The sequence below is a fragment of the Pseudarthrobacter phenanthrenivorans genome, from assembly GCF_036455295.1.
Lineage (GTDB): Bacteria > Actinomycetota > Actinomycetes > Actinomycetales > Micrococcaceae > Arthrobacter > Arthrobacter phenanthrenivorans_C.
Genome location: NZ_JAYXNX010000005.1, coordinates 1 through 17068 on the forward strand (window position 1 = coordinate 1; position 17068 = coordinate 17068).

Here is a 17068-nt window from a genome sequence, read left to right on the forward strand (position 1 = left end):
CGTCAGCGGCGTGCCCAACGGTGTCATCCGGATCATCACCGACGAAGGACAAACCCAGCAGGTCACCCTCCCTGCGTCCGGCCAGGGCACCCACACCTGGATCACCACCGCCCAGCTCTCCGCCTACGTCCGGGCGGAGGTGCGCCACCCCATGGCCGACGGAACGGCCAGCAATGGCACCAACATGGGCACGACGCTGCTGCTCGGCCCCATGGCCGCACTCACCAACCCGATCTTCCTCGGAACCAAGTAGGCCGACCCGCTCACTCCAGGTTGGCAGGTGGGTCCAGGCCTACCTGCCAACCTGCGGCATTGGCGCCTTCCATGCGGCGGCGCACCCTGGGACGGCGAATTTCCCGCCCAGGCCCAGGGCCTGGGCGGCCTGGGCCAGCAGCAGGGGTGCCACGGACTGAAGCCGTGCCACAACCTCGGCCAGGGCTACCCCCTGGCCGTGCGCGAGGGCGAAGTCCCGCTTCCTGACGGAGTCCTGAAGCGCGAGGCAGCAGCTTTCCGTTTCCGCGGCCCCGGTCATGGCGGCGGTAATGGTAAGGCTGAGGAGCGCGTCCATAACGGTTTCGTCGTCGTACGCGGCGACGGCGGACTGGATGCGCGCCAGCCGCTGGGGGAGCATTCCGAGAAAGTTGGAGAGGAACCGGACGGCGACGTGGGGGCTGTTCAGGTCCCGTCCCAGGTCATGGATCTTTTGAAGGTCAAGACCGTTGATCATGCGCGCGGAATTCCGCTTTCCCCGGCTTCTAAGTCCGCGGGGCTCTTCCGCCAAATCCCCGCCAGCATGGTGACCACCAGGACCGCCGGAGCCCCGTACATCAGAACGTTCAGGACAATGGGTTCGCGGATGGCCCGGATGGCCTGTCCGACGTACGGAACGGTGGCCACCTGCCGGTCGACGGTCGGGGTGCTGATGGTTGCCAGCCACGGGTCGACCCCGTTGTTGGCATCTCCCTTGGTCTGCACGACAATGGAGCCGTCGGCGTTGCCGGTCAGCTCGGTGACCCGGTGGGTCTCGACCCGCTGGTCCTCAACGGGGATGTGGTAGGTGATGATGTCGCCGACCTTGATTTCACTGGTGGGCACGGGCAGCGTCACGACGACGTCGCCCGGGTTGATCAGGGGAGCCATGGACCCGGTGAGCATGGTCAGCGTGTGGTAACCGAAGATGCGTGGGCCAATGGCGATCAGCAGGAAGGCTGCGAGTGCGCATGCCAACAGGGTCGTGGTGGCGGTTGCCAGCACCCGCCGCAGGGTACGGGCCGGCCGCCCGGAACCGGACGTTGCGCTGTCGTTCTGGACGCCGTCGGCCGTGCCGTGGGGGTTACGGGCGATGGGAAGTGCAGTCATGGCAGCTTTCTCGTCTGTGGTGGTTGGTTCCGGACAGCCGGAGTGGTTACCTGACCGTCTCGGTGCGCTGGGTGGCGGCAAAGTTGAAGCTGATGGTGCTGGTAGCACCCTGGAAGGAGTCCGGTGCGGCCTTGGGCAGGGTGGTGGAGACCTTCAGGTTGTCGGTCTTGCCGTTGGTCAGGGACGTGAGGTTGGCCAGGACCCGGTTGGCGCCGACGATCGGCGTTGAAGCCAGGACGGTGGTCTTGCTGCCGGAGCAGGTGTACGGGGCGGCGGTGCCGCTCCAGGCGACACTGCAGTTTTCGATGAGCAGCTGGAGGCCGTTGGAGGTGTCAGTGGTCAGGGCCGAGACCGGCGTGGCGGTGTCTGCTGTGGTGAGGGAGACGGTGCCCAGGTCGGAGTTGCCCGTGTTGTTCAGGGTGACGAGCTTTTCGACGGTGTCGCCAGGCAGGAGGCCGGTGACCGGAACGGTGAGGGTGTCTGCGGGAGTCGCGCCCAGGGCTATCTTGATGGTGCCGGCGGTGACTGCCTGGCTGGCGGTGGTGCTCGAGGAGAAGGAGCCAAAGGTGCCCATGCCGGCCACGGCGGCAGCTGTGCCGACGAGGGCTACGGAGGCGAGGATCTTGCCGGTGGTGGTCTTCATGATGCCCATTGCTTTGGTCCATTTCTGTGAAGGGCCCACCCCAGTGGGCCGGCCGTCGGAAGCCAGGCACACACTGCTTGACCTGACCTTGAATCACCATTTCCGGCGAACATCAAGACGGGTCCACGCATCGGCTCAAGATTCTCTCAAGAATGATCATCACCGCAGGTCAAGATCGATTTTGAGGGCCATGTCACACTCTGGAGGGCCCGGATTGACGGCATCCAGAGGCGACCTTGAGCAGTTCTTGAGGCACATCCGGAAGGGTGGGGGAGGGTGCCGGTCCATGGCACAGGGAAAGCACAGGGAAGGGCATCGTGGGAGGCCGCAGGAATCGGGCAAGGGGAGACGGCACATTGCTGGCGCTTCTGTTGTCCCTCCTTCTCGTTGGCGTACCCGCAGCCCGCGCAGCCTTCACGGCTTCCACGACGTCCGGCTTCACCGCAGGGGCGCTGAGGCTCTCGACACCGTCATCGTCCACCGCCGCTTCCTGCAGCCAGATTGGCAGCAGCGGAAAGTACCGCCTAAGCATCGCCGTGAACAGCGTCGGAACCGTCCCGCGGGCAACCGCCTACGTCCTGGTGGTCACCGACCCCACCGGCGTCATCTACACCATCAACCCTGCAACTAACGGGTACTCCAGCCAGACGGCCGGCGCGGGAACCTGGACCTACTACATTCAGGCGCAGTACCAGGTGTCCGGGACCACCAACGTGTGGAAGAGCAGGACTGCATCTCCGGCTTCCGTCACCTGCTGAGGCAAGGCGATCTGGAGCTTCGTTCCGGCCCGCACCCATCGCCGGTAAACACAAGAAAGCCCCGGAAAATCAGTGATTTTCCGGGGCTTCCGATTGTGCGCGGAGGGGGACTTGAACCCCCACCCCCTTTCGAGGACTAGCACCTCAAGCTAGCGCGTCTGCCATTCCGCCACCCGCGCAGGTGGTATTTCGCAGAAGCCGTCCCGCCTTTCAGCGTTTCGCGCCTCTCCGAAGCAGCGAGAAAAACTCTAACACGACTTTTCGTAGAACAACGAATCGGGGCTAGTGGGTAGGCTGAGGGCAGCGGTTTCGCCCGTGCCAGCCAGTCATTCCCTACCAAGGAGCCTTCAATGCCTGACGTCCTGCCCGAGGATGAAGTTGTCCGGATCTGCCAGGAACTCATCCGGATCGACACCTCCAACTACGGTGACGGTTCAGGGCCGGGGGAGCGGGCGGCAGCGGAGTACACCGCGGGCCTGATCGAAGAGGTGGGTATGACGGCGGAGATCTTCGAGTCCGCACCCGGCCGGGCCAACGTTGTGACCAGGATGGCGGGCGAGGACCCTTCAGCCAGCGCCTTGGTAGTGCACGGCCACCTGGACGTCGTTCCCGCGCTGCGTGACCAGTGGTCGGTGGACCCGTTTGGTGCAGAACTGAAGGATGGCCTTATCTGGGGCCGCGGCGCCGTCGATATGAAGGACATGGACGCCATGATCCTTTCCGTCCTGCGGAACTTCGCCAGGGAAGGCAGGAAGCCCAAGCGCGACATCATCTTCGCGTTCTTTGCTGATGAGGAGGCCGGCGGCGTGTATGGCGCCCGGTACGCCGTGGATAACCGCCCGGAACTCTTCGAAGGAGCCACCGAGGCTATTTCCGAGGTGGGCGGCTTCTCGGCCACCATCGGCGGCCAGCGGACCTACCTGCTGCAAACGGCGGAAAAGGGCATTTCGTGGCTGCGCCTCGTGGCGCACGGAAGGGCCGGCCACGGCTCCCAGATCAACACCGACAACGCCGTCACCCGGCTTGCCGCCGCCGTCACGCGCGTCGGTGAATACAAGTGGCCCATCGAGCTCACTCCCACCACGCGCCAGTTCCTTGACGGGGTGACTGAACTCACCGGCGTGGAGTTCGACGCCGACAATCCGGACCTGCTGCTCAACCAGCTTGGCACCGTAGCCAGGTTCGTGGGCGCCACCCTGCAGAACACCACCAACCCGACGCTTCTCAAGGGCGGCTACAAGCACAACGTCATCCCGGAATCCGCCGAAGCCCTGGTGGACTGCCGCACGCTGCCGGGCCAGGAACAACAGGTCCTCGAGATCGTCCGTGAACTCGCGGGCAGCGGCGTGGATGTCAGCTACGTCCACAATGACGTCTCCCTCGAGGTGCCCTTCGCCGGCAACCTGGTTGACTCGATGATCGATGCCCTCCACAAGGAGGACCCGGGAGCCAAGGTGCTGCCCTACACGCTCTCCGGCGGTACGGACAACAAGTCGCTGAGCAGGCTCGGGATCACCGGTTACGGTTTCGCGCCCCTCATGCTGCCGGATGAACTGGACTTCACGGGCATGTTCCACGGGGTGGATGAGCGGGTCCCGGCGGACTCCCTCAAGTTCGGCGCCCGCGTGCTGAACACCCTGCTCACCAACTACTGAGAGGAGCCGGCCGTGACTCCGGAGGACCTGCTGCCCGACGAACTCCTGGAGCGTATCCGGGGCCGTGCCGCCGCCTACGACCGGGACAATGCCTTCTTCCACGAGGACCTGCAGGAACTGGCCGCGGCAGGGTACCTGAAGCTTTTCGTTCCAGCGTCCGACGGCGGCGCGGGACTTGGGCTCCAAGCGGCAGCGCAGTGCCAGCGCAGGCTGGCAACGGCTGCCCCGGCCACCGCGCTGGGCATCAACATGCACCTGGTGTGGACCGGCGTCGCGCACGTCCTGGCTGCTCGTGGCGACCACTCTCTGGCCTTCGTCCTCAAGGAAGCCGCCCAAGGCGAGGTCTTCGCGTTCGGCAACTCCGAGGCCGGCAACGACTCGGTGCTCTTCGACTCCCGGACCACCGCCACTCCGGACAGGGATGGGGGCTACTCGTTCACCGGCACCAAAATCTTCACCAGCCTCTCACCGGCGTGGACGCGCCTCGGTATCTTCGGCAAGGACCAGGGCGCCAGGGACGGGGCCGGGGAACTGGTCCACGGGTTCATCACCCGGGAAACGCCCGGCTGCAGGATCCTGGACGACTGGGACACGCTGGGCATGCGCGCGAGCCAGTCCGCCACAACTGTCCTGGACGGTGCCACCGTTCCAGCGGAGAGGATTTTCCGGAAACTGCCGGTGGGCCCCAACGCCGACCCGCTGATCTTCGGGATCTTCGCCTGCTTTGAAAGCCTCCTCGCCGCCGTCTACACCGGGCTGGGTGAACGCGCCCTGGCCGTAGGCGTGGAGACGGCCAAGCGGCGCACCTCGTTCAAGAACGGCGGCCGCAGTTACGCCCAGGACCCGGACATTCGCTGGAAGGTGGCAGAAGCCGCCATGGCAATGGACAACCTGTACCCCCAGCTCGCCGCGGTGACTAGGGACGTCGACGCCCTGGCGGACCACGGCTCCCAATGGTTCCCCAAGTTGGTGGGCCTCAAAGTCAACGCCACGGAAACCGCACGCCGCGTGGTGGACCTGGCCATCCGCGTGAGCGGGGGATCAAGCTACTTCAGGGGCTCGGAACTGGAGCGCCTTTACCGGGACGTGCTGGCCGGGATGTTCCACCCGTCGGACGACGAATCGGCCCACAACACCGTGGCCAACGCGTGGCTGGGGCCGCTGGAAGACTAGACGGTCCGCTGGACCTGCATCACCCGGCGGCGCAGCCAAAAGCGCCTGCCGCCGCCCACGTAGAGCTTGCTGCGTTCCAGTTCCCACTTGCCGTATTCGGAGTGTTCCACCAGCCGGCGCCGCGCCTCCGGCAGGGAATCATCAGGGCTGACGGTCAATACGAGGTACTCGTACTGACGCAAATAATCCCGTTCCCGCTGGACCGAGCTGGTGAGAAATTGTTCCTTCATTTGCTCTCCATTTTCGTCCTTTTCCGGCTAACGTGAAGTCATGAGCATCGATCCGCGTGTCGCGCTTTCGTCCCTGACCACCGCTTTGGAAGAACACCTTATAGCAGCATCGAACCGCCGCGGGGACGGTGACCCCTCCGTCGAGGCAGCTTTTTTCGCCGTAGCGGATGCCTTCGAGGTTTACGAGGACGCACTCTACGAGGCCTACAACGAAGTTACCCCGTTGCAGGTCTTCGATGACGAGGACGAAGAGGACGAGGAAGCAGACGTGGACGACGAAGACCTGGAGATCGTCGAGGAGTAGCTGCGCCGCGGGGGCCGGGCTGCCATGACGCCCGGCAGGCCCTCAGGTGGCGGAAACGTCCTCCAGCGCCCGTGTAATCTGCGGGGGCAGGGGAGCGAGCTGGCCGTCCAGGACTTCCTTCAGCTGCACGGGCGTGCGCGCTCCAACTATGGCAGTGGCAACGCCGTGCTGCGACAGCAGCCAGGACAACGCCACGTCGTGGGGTGTCCGGCCCAGCCCGTTTGCCGCCACGCACACCGCATCCACAATGCGGGAGGGCTTTTCTTCAAGATAGGGCTCAACATATGCGGCTTCCGTCAGCGAAGAGCCGCGCGACCCGGCGGGGATACTGCCCCGGTACTTGCCGGTGAGGACCCCGCGGCCCAGGGGAGCCCATGCCATCAGCCCCAACCCGGCGTCCTCCACGGCCGGGATCAGTTCCGCCTCCGGCGCCCTGTTAAGGAACGAGTATTCGGCCTGGGCGGCAACCAGCGGGACGCGGTTGACGGCGGCGGCCTTGGCGGCCTGCCAGCCTTTGAAGTTCGAGATACCGGCATACCGCGCACGTCCGGTCCTGACAGCGAATTCCAGCGCGGACAAAGTTTCGTCGAGGGGGACGTTTCCGTCCCACGCCTCGGTAAACCAGAGGTCGACATAGTCGGTGCCCAGTCTGGCCAGGCTGGCGTCAAGTCCGGTGAGCATCGCGTTCCGTGACGTATCCACCGCACGGCGCCCGTCCGGTGTCGTCATCCCGGCCTTGGTGGAGATGGAAATCTCCGTGCGGGACACCACATCGCCAAGCAACGAGCCCAGGACGGCCTCCGAACCGCCGCCCGAGTAGGAAGCCGAGGTGTCCAGGTGCCGGCCGCCGGCGTCGAGGAAGGTGCGCAGCAGTTCCGATGCGTCCTGTTCGTCGGTTTCCCCGCCCCATGACCGGGTGCCCAGGGAGAGGGCTGAGACTCGCAATCCACTGTTGCCGACGTAACGCTGCTGCATAGCAGCAAGCTTACGGGCAGATGCACCGGCGCCATGCCGTAGGGTCTTACCGTGAACTGGTTTGAAGCGGCCCTGCTGGGCCTTGTGCAGGGACTGACCGAATTTCTACCTATTTCATCGAGTGCGCACCTGCGGATCGTGGGGGAGTTCCTCCCCAATGCGGAGGACCCTGGTGCGGCCTTCACGGCTATCACGCAGCTCGGCACGGAGACCGCGGTGCTGATCTTCTTCTGGCGCGATATTGTCCGGATAGTCAAAGCGTGGGCGGGGTCCCTTACCGGCAAGGTGCCGCGCCAGGATCCTGACGCAAGGATGGGCTGGCTGGTCATCCTTGGCAGCGTTCCCATTGTCGTGCTGGGGCTGCTCTTCCAGGACCAGATCGAGTCCGTGCTCCGCAGCATGTGGATCGTCGCCACCATGCTGATCGTCTTCGGCCTCATTCTCGCCGTCGCCGACGCCGTCGGCGCCCAGAAACGGGACCTTGCCCACCTGACCTACAAGCACGGCATCCTTTACGGCCTGGCGCAGGCACTCGCCTTGATCCCCGGGGTTTCCCGGTCCGGCGGAACCATCACCGCCGGCCTGCTGATGGGCTACACACGTGAGGCCGCGGCCCGGTACTCCTTCCTGCTGGCCATTCCCGCGGTGTTCGGCAGCGGGCTGTACCAGTTGTACAAGGTGGTCACCAAGGAGGGCATCTCCGGGCCGTTCGGCCTTCCGGAGACAGCACTTGCTACCGTGATCGCCCTGGTGGTGGGCTACGTCATTATCGGCTGGTTCCTGAAGTTCGTCTCCACCCGCAGCTACCGCCTCTTCGTCTGGTACCGCATCTTCCTGGGCCTGGCGCTGTACCTCCTGCTCGGTTTCGGCGTCATCAGCGCCTAGGACTAGGCTGGGCTTGTGAAATCCTGGACTTCCCGCCCCGTTCCTGCCCTGCCCGGAAACATGCCCGCCATCCGGCTGTTCGACACTGCGGCCGGCAGCGAACTTCCGCTGGAACACGAGGCAAGACCCTCCATGTATGTCTGCGGGATCACTCCCTACGACGCCACCCACATGGGCCACGCGGCCAGCTACGTCGCTTTTGACCTGCTGAACCGGGCCTGGCGTGATGCCGGCAGCGAGGTTTCCTACGTGCAGAACGTCACGGACGTGGACGACCCCCTGCTTGAACGCGCCACCGCCACCGGCGTTGACTGGCGCGACCTCGCCGCCCAGCAGGTGGAACTCTTCCAGACTGACATGGAAGCCCTGAACGTCCTCGCGCCGGACCACTACGTCGGCGCTGTGGAATCCATCGGCCTGATCGTGCCCGAGGTGGAACGGCTGGTCAGCATGGGGCTGGCGTACCAAGTGGCGGGTGCCAACGGCGAGCCTGACGGCGATGTCTATTACGACGTCGAAGCGGCCGGCAAGCACTCAGCGGCTCCTGACGCCTGGGTCCTGGGATGCATTTCCCACTTGAGCGAAAGCGCCATGCTTGAGCTCTTCGCCGAGCGCGGCGGGGATCCCGGCAGGGCCGGGAAGCGGCAGGCGCTCGACCCCCTTCTCTGGCGTGTGGAACGGCCGGGGGAACCGAGCTGGCCCGGCGGCAGCCTGGGCGCCGGCAGGCCCGGCTGGCACATCGAGTGCACCGTCATCGCACAGAAGTACCTGCCGTCACCCTTCACCGTGCAGGGTGGGGGATCGGACTTGATTTTCCCCCACCACGAAATGGGCGCCGGCCATGCGTATTCGCTCGCCGGGGTTCCCCTGGCCCGGCACTATGCCCACGCCGGCATGGTGGGGCTCGACGGCGAGAAGATGAGCAAGTCGAAGGGCAACCTGGTGCTGGTGTCCAAGCTGCGTGCGGCGGGTGAGGACCCGGCTGCGATCCGGCTGGCAATCCTGGCCCACCACTACCGGTCCGACTGGTCCTGGACCGATGAAGGCTTCACGGCCGCAAAAGCAGACCTGGCGGCGTGGCGCAAAGCCCTGGACCACGCTCCCGTGGGCTCGGGCCAGGCGCTGCTTGCCGAAATGCGCGAAGCACTGGCAGCAGACCTGAACGCGCCGGCAGCAGTTGCCGCCGTGTCACGCTGGGCCCGGTCGGCGAACGACGCCGGTGCTGCCGCCAGCGCTGCTGACAGCGCCCTGGTCAAGGACGCCGTGGACGCCCTCCTCGGCATCCGGCTTTAGACGCAAGCTCGCAGCTAAAAACAGAAGAGGCCTGTCCGGGAGGACTCCCGGACAGGCCTCTTCTGTTTAAAAGGACTGACCGGCGCTAGGGCCGGTCCTGGCCCCGGCGCTTCAGGTACCGCTCAAACTCGCGGGCAATGGACTCGCCACTGGCCTCTGGAAGGTCGGCGGTGTCCTTGGCTTCCTCCAGCTGCCGGACGTAGGCAGCAATCTCGGGGTCCTCGGTGGCGAGTTCGTCCACGCCGCGTTCCCAGGCGTCGGCTTCCTCTGCCAGCTCGTGGGTATCCAACGGCACCTGCAGCAGTTCCTCAATGCGGTGCAGAAGGGCAAGCTGGGCCTTTGGCGAAGGAGCCTGCGCCACATAATGGGGGACGGCGGCCCACAGGGACACCGCAGGGATCCCCGCCAACAGGGCAACCTCGGACAGGACGCCCACAATCCCAACCGGGCCTTCGTACTGGGACGCCTCCAGGTTCATGCGCTCCCGCAGCGGGGCGTCATCGGAGGACGTGCTCACGGGGATCGGGCGGCTGTGCGGCACATCTGCCAGCAGTGCACCCACCAGCACCACATAGTCGACGTTGAGGGCCTCGGCGTGGGCCAGCAGTTCGGCGGTGTAGGCGCGCCACTTGTAGGAGGGCTCCGTTCCCTGCACAAAGATGACGTCCACGTTCGAGTTGGGCGCAGTGGCCTTGTAGATCCGGGTGGAAGGCCACTTGATCTTGCGTTCGCCGGCCGCATTCCGGCGGACTGTGGGGCGCGTGAACTGGAAGTCGTAGTATTCGTCGGCATCGATGGATGCCACTTTCTTTCCACCCCACAACTTGTTCAGGTAACGCAACGAATCGCTGGCGGCCTCTCCGGCGTCGTTCCATCCTTCGAAGGCGGCAAGCATCACCGTTATTCGCTGTCCTTCAGCCACTGGCTGCAGGAACCGTTCCCGCTCGGGTCCGGCACCCTGATCGGCGGTGTCTCCCTCGAAGCTATTCATTTCTTCACCCTACGTCCAAGGTGCGCGCTTGCGCATGGAATGAAGCGCCGCAAATCGCGGGAAACCGGAGCAAAGGGCTCCCGCCATGCCCGATATTCGCCAAGGGCGTAGCCCACAGCCTGCGCCCAGCCATCCCCCGTAGACTGGCGTCATGCGATCTCCTGCCCCCGGTTCACCGCTCAAAGCCGTCCTTTGGGACATGGACGGCACCATCGTGGATACGGAGCCCTACTGGATCGCCGCGGAGCACGCGCTGGTCGAATCCCACGGCGGAACGTGGAGCCACCACCAGGCAATGCAGCTGGTGGGCCAGTCACTGACGTTTTCGGCAGGACTGCTCCAGGAGGCCGGCGTCGAGCTTGAAATCCGCGAGATCATCGACACCCTTACCGCCCAGGTGATCAGCAGTGTGCAGCAGCGGGTGCCATGGCGCCCGGGTGCCCGCGAGCTGCTTGAGGAGCTGCATTTGTCCGGCATCCGCTGTGCGCTGGTCACCATGTCCGAAGGCCCCCTGGCGCGCGAAGTAGTGGCGAGCCTCCCGCGGCCATATTTTGAGGTAGTGGTGACCGGGGACACCGTAAGCCAGGGCAAGCCCCACCCGGAGGCCTACCTCACCGCCGTCGAACTGCTGCAGGAAGACGATCCAGAACTTGGCCTACACCACTGCATCGCCCTTGAGGACTCAGTCCCCGGTGTGGCCGCGGCAGTGGCATCCGGGGTTACCACCGTAGCCGTGCCGCACATCGTGCCGCTGCCGGACAACGGCGACTACGCGCTCTGGGACACTCTCGCAGGGCGCAGCATTACAGAGCTTGAAGCCCTGTTGCCCGGCACGGTTCGGGCCGCTTCGGCCTCCGCGTCCGCGGGTGATGCACGTGGCTGACCCAGGAGCGGGAACGGGCACCCAACAGGGCAGCCCGGGCCGCCGCGAAGGAATCCCGCTGGGACGCATCGCCGGGGTACCGGTGGTGCTCGCTTATTCATGGTTTGTCATCGCGGCCTTCACGGTCATTGTCTACGGACCGGTACTGGCCAAGAACAATCCCATGCTCGGAATGGCCGCCTACTTGGTCGCCCTTGCCTACGCCGTCCTGCTGCTGATCTCCGTTCTCGTGCACGAGTTGGCCCATGCGCTGACCGCGAAGATCTATGGCTGGCCCACGCAGAAGATCGTCCTCAACCTGTGGGGCGGCCACACCCAGTTTGAAAGCTTTACGTCCTCCCCGGGACGGGCCGTGCTCGTGGCTTTTGCCGGACCCGCAGCGAACTTCCTCCTTGCCGGCGGCGCGTGGCTGGTGCTCGGTACCGACAGCCTTGGCAGTGTCGCCGGGATCCTGACGAACATCTTTATGTGGGCCAACTTCCTTATCGGTGTCTTCAACGTCCTGCCCGGACTTCCGCTGGACGGTGGCCGGCTGGTGGAATCCATTGTCTGGAAAGCCACCGGCAGCCAGGCCAAGGGAACCGTGGCTGCCGGATGGGGCGGCCGCATCATCGTCCTGGCGATCGCGTACTGGTTCCTCCTGCGCCCCTACCTCGCCGGTGACCGGCCGGACTTCAGCCTCATCATGATCACCATCCTGGTGGGCGGTTTTCTCTGGATGGGAGCCTCGGCCTCCATCCAGCAGGGAACGCTGCGCGGACGCCTCCCGTTGGTCAGCGCCGCCGCTTTGTCGACGCCGGCCGCCGGCGTTGCTGCCACCGGTACCGTCCGCGACGCCCTCCGGGTGCAGGCAGCAGGAACACCGTCGGTGGTGGTGTGCGGACCTGACGGCCGGCCCCAGGGGGTGGTGGACCAGGATGCATTGGCCGCCGTGCCCGCGGCAGCTGCCGACACGACCCCGATCACCGCCGTAGCCTTCCCCCTCGCTGCCGGAGCCTACGTTCCCGAGTGGTCCAAGGGACAGGAACTGATCCAGTTCCTGTCACAGCTGGAAGGACGCCATTACGCGGTAGTGGACCACAACGGCAGCGTCACCGGGCTGCTGACCCAGGATGCTGTCCTCGCAGCCATGACAGGAAAGCGCCAAGGCACCGATAGGCGCCGGCAGGGCCAGAACCGGTAGAGTTACCTGCCGGTCGTGCATTGCCGCTGGAAGGGGCCACCCTGTCCCCCGGGACGTTTCCCTCCGCGGCGTAAAAGGTTTTACAGGAGCGAGGAAAAATCATGAGCAGCGAAACTGCCGTCAATGACGCCCAGGGAGCAGCCCAAGCCGGTGCCGCCGCGGGCGGCTCGCAGCCGGTGGGAGCTGCCCGTCGCCGCGGCCCCTTCCGCGAAGGCGAACGCGTCCAGCTCACGGACGAACGCGGCCGGATGAACACCATCACACTCGAGCGTGGTGGAGCATTCCACACCCACCGCGGCTTCCTGAACCACGATGAAATCATCGGCAAGGTGGACGGCTCGGTGGTGGTCAACAACGTGGGCCAGCAGTACCAGACGCTTCGGCCCCTGCTCTCCGACTTTGTGCTGTCCATGCCGCGCGGCGCCGCCGTCGTTTATCCCAAGGACGCCGGCCAGATCGTCACCATGGCCGATATCTTCCCCGGCGCACGCGTGGTGGAAGCCGGCGTCGGCTCGGGTGCCCTGTCCATCTCCCTGCTCCGCGCCGTGGGCGACAACGGCTACCTGCATTCCTTTGAACGGCGGGAGGAGTTCGCGGACATCGCCCGCGGCAACGTCGAGACCATCTTCGGCGGGCCGCACCCCGCCTGGCAGATTTCCCTCGGCGACTTCCAGGAGGAAGTAGTCAAGGCTGAGGAGCCCGGATCCGTGGACCGCGTAGTCCTGGACATGCTGGCACCGTGGGAATGCCTCGACGCCGTCGCCACCGTCCTTGCGCCGGGCGGCGTCTGGATCAACTATGTTGCCACCGTCACTCAGCTTTCGCGCACGGCAGAGGCCATCCGGGCCGATGGCCGCTTCACTGAACCGGATGCCTGGGAGTCCCTGGTCCGCGGCTGGCACCTCGAAGGGCTCGCCGTCCGCCCGGACCACCGGATGGTGGCCCACACCGGATTCCTGCTAGTTACCCGGCGGCTCGCAGATGGAGTCACCGGCATCTCCGTCAAGCGCCGTCCCTCCAAAACCGAGTTCAACGAGGAAGACGTCAACGCCTGGACGCCCGGCGCCGTGGGGGAGCGGGCAGTGTCAGACAAGAAGCTGCGCCGCGCTGCCCGTGACGCCATTGCCGGCACGAACGTCGTGGATACCCCCGAGGTCACGAACTAGTCCAGATTTCGAGAGTCTCCATCCCTACCCGCCTTCTTGGGACTAATGTCTTAAGAGAAGCGCAGGAAGGGGCTGATACATCATGGAGACACCAAACCAGGACTCCGGACGTACACCGGCAGAGCAGTCTGCCGCCAACGACCTCTCGGTTGCTGACCGCCAGGTCAACATACTTCGGGACAAGCTCAGGCATATTGACCGCCAGTTGGCAGCGGCGACGCAGAACAACTCCAAGCTGGTCAGCATGCTCGAGACTGCGAAGGCAGAGATCCTTCGGCTGAAAAATGCCCTGGACCAGGAAGGCCAGCCGCCCTACAGCTTCGGCACTATTCTTCAAATCAACCCCAAGCGGCAGCCCGCTCCGGGCAACAGCGGCCAGGCGGCCACCGAGGAATCGGTGGACATCTTCAACGCCGGCCGGAAAATGCGCGTGGGCGTCAGCCCCTTGGTGAATATCAACCAGCTATCCGTGGGCCAGGAAGTGCTGCTGAACGAAGCACTCCTGATTGTCGCCGGACTGGGCTACGAGCGCGCCGGCGAACTGGCCACCCTGAAGGAGATGCTGGGGCGCGACCGCGCGCTGGTCGTCGGCCGCGCCGACGAGGAACGAGTGGTGCGTCTCTCTGGAGCGCTCCAGGCGGAGAAGCTCAGGGTCGGTGATGCCCTCTCGGTCGATTCCCGCACCGGCTATGCCTTGGAAAAAGTGCCCCGTTCCGAGGTGGAGAACCTTGTCCTCGAGGAAGTCCCGGACATTACCTACGAGGACATCGGCGGCCTCGGTCCCCAGATCGAGCAGATCCGCGACGCCGTGGAACTTCCGTTCCTGCATCCGGACCTCTACCGGGAGCACGGTTTGAAGGCGCCCAAGGGAATCCTCCTGTACGGTCCTCCAGGCTGCGGCAAAACCCTGATCGCCAAAGCTGTCGCCAATTCCCTGGCTGCGCGGGCCGCCGAGCGGTCCGGCAACGTGGACCTCAAGAGCTACTTCCTGAACATCAAGGGACCCGAACTCCTTGACAAATACGTGGGCGAAACGGAGCGGCACATCCGCCTGATCTTCTCCCGAGCCCGGGAAAAGGCCTCGGACGGCAGCCCCGTGGTGGTGTTCTTCGACGAAATGGACTCCTTGTTCCGCACGCGCGGCACCGGTATCTCGTCCGACGTCGAAACCACCATCGTGCCCCAGCTCCTCAGCGAGATTGACGGCGTGGAGCGCCTGGACAACGTCATCGTCATCGGCGCATCCAACCGCGAGGACATGATTGACCCGGCCATCCTCCGGCCCGGCCGGTTGGATGTGAAGGTCAAGATCCAACGGCCCGACGCGGAAGCGGCCGCCGACATCTTCAACAAATACATCACGCCCGATCTTCCATTCCACGAATCGGATCTGGCCGAACACAACGGCGATATCCAGGCCACCGTCGATGCCATGGTCCAGCGCACCGTGGAAGCCATGTACTCCACGGACAAGTCCAACGAGTTCCTGGAAGTCACCTACGCCAACGGCGACACGGAAATGCTGTACTTCAAGGATTTCAACTCCGGCGCCGTGGTGCAGAATGTGGTGGACCGGGCCAAGAAGTACGCCATCAAGGATTTACTGACCACCCACCAGAAGGGACTCCGGATCGAGCACCTGCTGCGGGCGGTGGTGGACGAGTTCCGTGAACACGAGGACATGCCCAACACCACCAACCCGGATGACTGGGCCAGGATTTCCGGAAAGAAGGGCGAACGGATCACTTACATCCGCACCATCGTTCAAGGGAAAGCAGGCCAGGAGCCCGGCAAGTCCATCGAGACCATGCCTACCACAGGACAGTATCTATGACGGGTGCACAGGGATCCGCCGGTGGGGAGGCTCTCCCCGCCGGCGGGGCCATGCGGGTCATGGGGGCGGAAACCGAATACGGCATCCACGCCCCTTCCGCACCCTCCGCCAATGCCACCATGATGAGCGCCCGAGTGGTGCAGGCGTACGCCCAGGTCACCCGGCAGCGGGCTGCGGGTGGAGCTGAAACCCGTTGGGACTACACCGATGAAGAGCCGCTCCACGACGCCCGGGGCTGGACGGTGGACAGGGGCACGGCCCATCCCAGCCAGCTGACCGACCAGCCGCCTGTGCTTGATGCAGAAGCGGTGGCTCTGGCCTACGGCCGCGAGGAGCTTGAACTGGACGGGCAGGATGAGTCCGGAACCCTCCTCATGAACATGGTCCTGGGCAATGGGGCTCGGCTTTACGTGGACCATGCACACCCTGAGTACTCAAGTCCGGAGGTCACCAACCCACGGGATGCGGTGGCCTGGGACGCTGCGGGGGACCTGGTTGGCCTTGCCGCCGTGCGCCGTCTGGCGGCGGACCCTGCCCTTCCGCCGGTCAACCTCTACAAGAACAACACGGACAACAAGTCCGTGTCCTACGGTTCCCACGAAAACTACCTCATGCCCAGGTCGGTGCCTTTCGGGGACATAGTTCGCGGGCTGACCCCATTTTTTGTGAGCCGCCAGGTGGTGTGTGGAGCAGGCCGCGTCGGAATCGGCCAGGACAGCTCCGTCCCCGGCTTTCAGATCAGCCAGCGGGCGGACTTCTTCGAAGCCGAAGTGGGCCTGGAAACCACTATCCGCAGGCCTATCATCAACACCCGGGATGAGCCGCACGCCACCGCCGACAAGTACCGGCGCCTTCACGTCATCATCGGGGACGCCAACCTGAGCCAGGTCTCCAACTACCTCAAGTTCGGCACCACGGCGCTGGTCCTCAGCCTCATCGAGGCCGGTCTGGCACCCAAAATCGAGGTCTTCGAGCCCGTCGCAGCGCTGAAGACCGTAAGCCACGACACCACACTGACCGCGAAGCTGCGCCTGCTGGACGGCCGGCGCGTCACCGCACTGGACCTTCAGTGGATGTACCACGAGGCCGCCGCCAAGCTTGCCCAGGACACGGGCGTCGGTGACGCAGTGGACGGTGACGGGCACACCCACGAGGTACTGGAGCGGTGGGCGTGGGTGCTCACCCAGCTTGATAGTGACCGCTCTGCTGCTGCCTCCTCTGTGGAATGGCTGGCCAAACTTTCCCTGCTGGAGGGCTACCGCCAGCGCGACGGATTGGAGTGGAGCGATGCCAGGCTGGGCCTGGTGGATCTCCAGTGGGCCGATATCAGGCCCGAGAAAGGCCTCTACTACCGGCTCCTGTCCAGGAACCGGATGCAACGTGTGGTGGATGATGCCGCCATCGCAAGGGCCGTGTCCGAGCCTCCGGCGGATACCCGGGCCTTCTTCCGGGGCAAGTGCATCAGCAGCTTCGGCAAGGACGTGGTGGGGGCAAGCTGGGACTCCGTCATCTTCGACGTGCCAGGCTACGGACGGCTTCAGCGGGTTCCTACCCGGGAGCCCCTGAGGGGAACCAAAGTCCTCACCGGAGCGTTGTTTGAGCGCTACCGGGACGCGGCCCCGTTCCTCGGCGAACTGCTGGGACACAACAGCACTCCGCCTGCGGCGTAAACCGCGCCGGAACTCCCATCCCGTGGCAGGATGGGCATATCGGCGGATCCGCTTGATCCGCCGAAG

At 65.0% G+C, this 17068-nt stretch carries 18 protein-coding genes and 1 tRNA gene; 12 read left to right on the top strand and 7 right to left on the bottom strand.

From position 1 onward, the window contains the following. The coding region (locus VXJ37_RS07805; RefSeq protein ID WP_331322492.1) for a hypothetical protein at positions 1–253 on the top strand (253 nt) is incomplete at its 5' end. Positions 254–292: 39 nt separating this feature from the next. Here VXJ37_RS07805 and VXJ37_RS07810 read toward each other — a convergent pair. From VXJ37_RS07810 to VXJ37_RS07820, 3 genes are read right to left on the bottom strand one after another with little or no spacing between them, the layout of a single operon-like run. Beyond that, the gene (locus VXJ37_RS07810; RefSeq protein WP_331322493.1) at positions 293–727 is read right to left on the bottom strand and encodes a hypothetical protein; all 435 of its coding nucleotides are present in this window, start codon (positions 725–727) and stop codon (positions 293–295) included. After that, positions 724–1359: a signal peptidase I gene (locus VXJ37_RS07815; RefSeq protein WP_331322494.1), complete on the bottom strand. Its 636-nt coding sequence runs from the start codon at positions 1357–1359 to the stop codon at positions 724–726. The genes VXJ37_RS07810 and VXJ37_RS07815 overlap by 4 nt, the downstream gene beginning before the upstream one ends. A gap of 46 nt (positions 1360–1405) precedes the next feature. After that, the gene (locus VXJ37_RS07820; protein WP_331322495.1) at positions 1406–2011 is read right to left on the bottom strand and encodes a TasA family protein; all 606 of its coding nucleotides are present in this window, start codon (positions 2009–2011) and stop codon (positions 1406–1408) included. A gap of 362 nt (positions 2012–2373) precedes the next feature. Here VXJ37_RS07820 and VXJ37_RS07825 point away from each other — a divergent pair, with 362 nt between their 5' ends. Then, positions 2374–2760 (top strand): hypothetical protein, encoded by a 387-nt coding sequence (locus tag VXJ37_RS07825; protein ID WP_331322496.1) that lies wholly within the window; start codon positions 2374–2376, stop codon positions 2758–2760. Positions 2761–2856: 96 nt separating this feature from the next. Here VXJ37_RS07825 and VXJ37_RS07830 read toward each other — a convergent pair. Continuing rightward, a tRNA-Leu gene (locus tag VXJ37_RS07830) sits at positions 2857–2939 on the bottom strand. 171 nt (positions 2940–3110) lie between these two features. Between VXJ37_RS07830 and VXJ37_RS07835 the strand changes: the two genes are divergently transcribed. Continuing rightward, positions 3111–4415: a M20/M25/M40 family metallo-hydrolase gene (locus VXJ37_RS07835; RefSeq protein WP_331322497.1), complete on the top strand. Its 1305-nt coding sequence runs from the start codon at positions 3111–3113 to the stop codon at positions 4413–4415. A 12-nt stretch (positions 4416–4427) separates the two neighbouring features. Beyond that, positions 4428–5588, top strand: coding sequence for an acyl-CoA dehydrogenase family protein (locus VXJ37_RS07840; protein ID WP_331322498.1), 1161 nt, complete (start codon positions 4428–4430; stop codon positions 5586–5588). Here the strand turns inward: VXJ37_RS07840 and VXJ37_RS07845 are convergent. After that, a complete protein-coding gene (locus tag VXJ37_RS07845) occupies positions 5585–5818 on the bottom strand; it encodes a DUF5703 family protein (RefSeq protein ID WP_018771130.1) in 234 nt (77 codons plus the stop codon). The genes VXJ37_RS07840 and VXJ37_RS07845 overlap by 4 nt on opposite strands. A 40-nt stretch (positions 5819–5858) precedes the next feature. On the opposite strand from VXJ37_RS07845, the gene VXJ37_RS07850 reads away from it, so the two are divergent. After that, positions 5859–6122, top strand: a complete 264-nt coding sequence (locus tag VXJ37_RS07850) for a hypothetical protein (protein ID WP_331322499.1) — start codon at positions 5859–5861, stop codon at positions 6120–6122. A gap of 42 nt (positions 6123–6164) precedes the next feature. Here VXJ37_RS07850 and VXJ37_RS07855 read toward each other — a convergent pair whose 3' ends face one another. Continuing rightward, positions 6165–7097: an aldo/keto reductase gene (locus tag VXJ37_RS07855; protein ID WP_331322500.1), complete on the bottom strand. Its 933-nt coding sequence runs from the start codon at positions 7095–7097 to the stop codon at positions 6165–6167. A 51-nt stretch (positions 7098–7148) separates the two neighbouring features. On the opposite strand from VXJ37_RS07855, the gene VXJ37_RS07860 reads away from it, so the two are divergent. Both VXJ37_RS07860 and mshC read left to right on the top strand, forming a co-directional pair. Next, positions 7149–7982 (top strand): undecaprenyl-diphosphate phosphatase, encoded by an 834-nt coding sequence (locus VXJ37_RS07860; RefSeq protein WP_331322501.1) that lies wholly within the window; start codon positions 7149–7151, stop codon positions 7980–7982. A gap of 15 nt (positions 7983–7997) precedes the next feature. Then, positions 7998–9275 (top strand): cysteine--1-D-myo-inosityl 2-amino-2-deoxy-alpha-D-glucopyranoside ligase, encoded by a 1278-nt coding sequence (gene mshC / locus VXJ37_RS07865; protein WP_331322502.1) that lies wholly within the window; start codon positions 7998–8000, stop codon positions 9273–9275. An 85-nt stretch (positions 9276–9360) separates the two neighbouring features. Here mshC and VXJ37_RS07870 read toward each other — a convergent pair whose 3' ends face one another. Continuing rightward, positions 9361–10266 (bottom strand): PAC2 family protein, encoded by a 906-nt coding sequence (locus VXJ37_RS07870; RefSeq protein WP_141941367.1) that lies wholly within the window; start codon positions 10264–10266, stop codon positions 9361–9363. Positions 10267–10465: 199 nt separating this feature from the next. On the opposite strand from VXJ37_RS07870, the gene VXJ37_RS07875 reads away from it, so the two are divergent. The 5 genes from VXJ37_RS07875 to dop all read left to right on the top strand — a co-directional run bounded on the left by VXJ37_RS07875 (position 10466) and on the right by dop (position 17002). Further along, the gene (locus tag VXJ37_RS07875; protein WP_440589790.1) at positions 10466–11149 is read left to right on the top strand and encodes an HAD family hydrolase; all 684 of its coding nucleotides are present in this window, start codon (positions 10466–10468) and stop codon (positions 11147–11149) included. Then, positions 11136–12332 carry a site-2 protease family protein gene (locus tag VXJ37_RS07880; RefSeq protein WP_331322746.1) on the top strand — a complete coding sequence of 399 codons (1197 nt, stop codon included), beginning with the start codon at positions 11136–11138 and terminating at the stop codon, positions 12330–12332. The genes VXJ37_RS07875 and VXJ37_RS07880 overlap by 14 nt, the downstream gene beginning before the upstream one ends. A gap of 101 nt (positions 12333–12433) precedes the next feature. After that, a complete protein-coding gene (locus tag VXJ37_RS07885; RefSeq protein WP_331322504.1) occupies positions 12434–13498 on the top strand; it encodes a tRNA (adenine-N1)-methyltransferase in 1065 nt (354 codons plus the stop codon). Positions 13499–13580: 82 nt separating this feature from the next. Further along, positions 13581–15332, top strand: a complete 1752-nt coding sequence (gene arc / locus VXJ37_RS07890) for a proteasome ATPase (RefSeq protein WP_331322505.1) — start codon at positions 13581–13583, stop codon at positions 15330–15332. After that, entirely contained in the window at positions 15329–17002 is a 1674-nt protein-coding gene (dop, locus tag VXJ37_RS07895; protein WP_331322506.1) for a depupylase/deamidase Dop, read from the top strand. The genes arc and dop overlap by 4 nt, the downstream gene beginning before the upstream one ends. Positions 17003–17068: the final 66 nt, after the last annotated feature.

Bases quoted from the DNA above. Each gene is read 5' to 3' on its own strand.
- VXJ37_RS07810 (WP_331322493.1), bottom strand. From the start codon at position 727: ATGATCAACGGTCTTGACCTTCAAAAGATCCATGACCTGGGACGGGAC.
- VXJ37_RS07815 (WP_331322494.1), bottom strand. From the start codon at position 1,359: ATGACTGCACTTCCCATCGCCCGTAACCCCCACGGCACGGCCGACGGC.
- VXJ37_RS07820 (WP_331322495.1), bottom strand. From the start codon at position 2,011: ATGGGCATCATGAAGACCACCACCGGCAAGATCCTCGCCTCCGTAGCC.
- VXJ37_RS07835 (WP_331322497.1), top strand. From the start codon at position 3,111: ATGCCTGACGTCCTGCCCGAGGATGAAGTTGTCCGGATCTGCCAGGAA.
- VXJ37_RS07845 (WP_018771130.1), bottom strand. From the start codon at position 5,818: ATGAAGGAACAATTTCTCACCAGCTCGGTCCAGCGGGAACGGGATTAT.
- VXJ37_RS07850 (WP_331322499.1), top strand. From the start codon at position 5,859: ATGAGCATCGATCCGCGTGTCGCGCTTTCGTCCCTGACCACCGCTTTG.
- VXJ37_RS07855 (WP_331322500.1), bottom strand. From the start codon at position 7,097: ATGCAGCAGCGTTACGTCGGCAACAGTGGATTGCGAGTCTCAGCCCTC.
- VXJ37_RS07870 (WP_141941367.1), bottom strand. From the start codon at position 10,266: ATGAATAGCTTCGAGGGAGACACCGCCGATCAGGGTGCCGGACCCGAG.
- VXJ37_RS07875 (WP_440589790.1), top strand. From the start codon at position 10,466: ATGGACGGCACCATCGTGGATACGGAGCCCTACTGGATCGCCGCGGAG.
- VXJ37_RS07880 (WP_331322746.1), top strand. From the start codon at position 11,136: ATGCACGTGGCTGACCCAGGAGCGGGAACGGGCACCCAACAGGGCAGC.
- VXJ37_RS07885 (WP_331322504.1), top strand. From the start codon at position 12,434: ATGAGCAGCGAAACTGCCGTCAATGACGCCCAGGGAGCAGCCCAAGCC.
- arc (WP_331322505.1), top strand. From the start codon at position 13,581: ATGGAGACACCAAACCAGGACTCCGGACGTACACCGGCAGAGCAGTCT.
- dop (WP_331322506.1), top strand. From the start codon at position 15,329: ATGACGGGTGCACAGGGATCCGCCGGTGGGGAGGCTCTCCCCGCCGGC.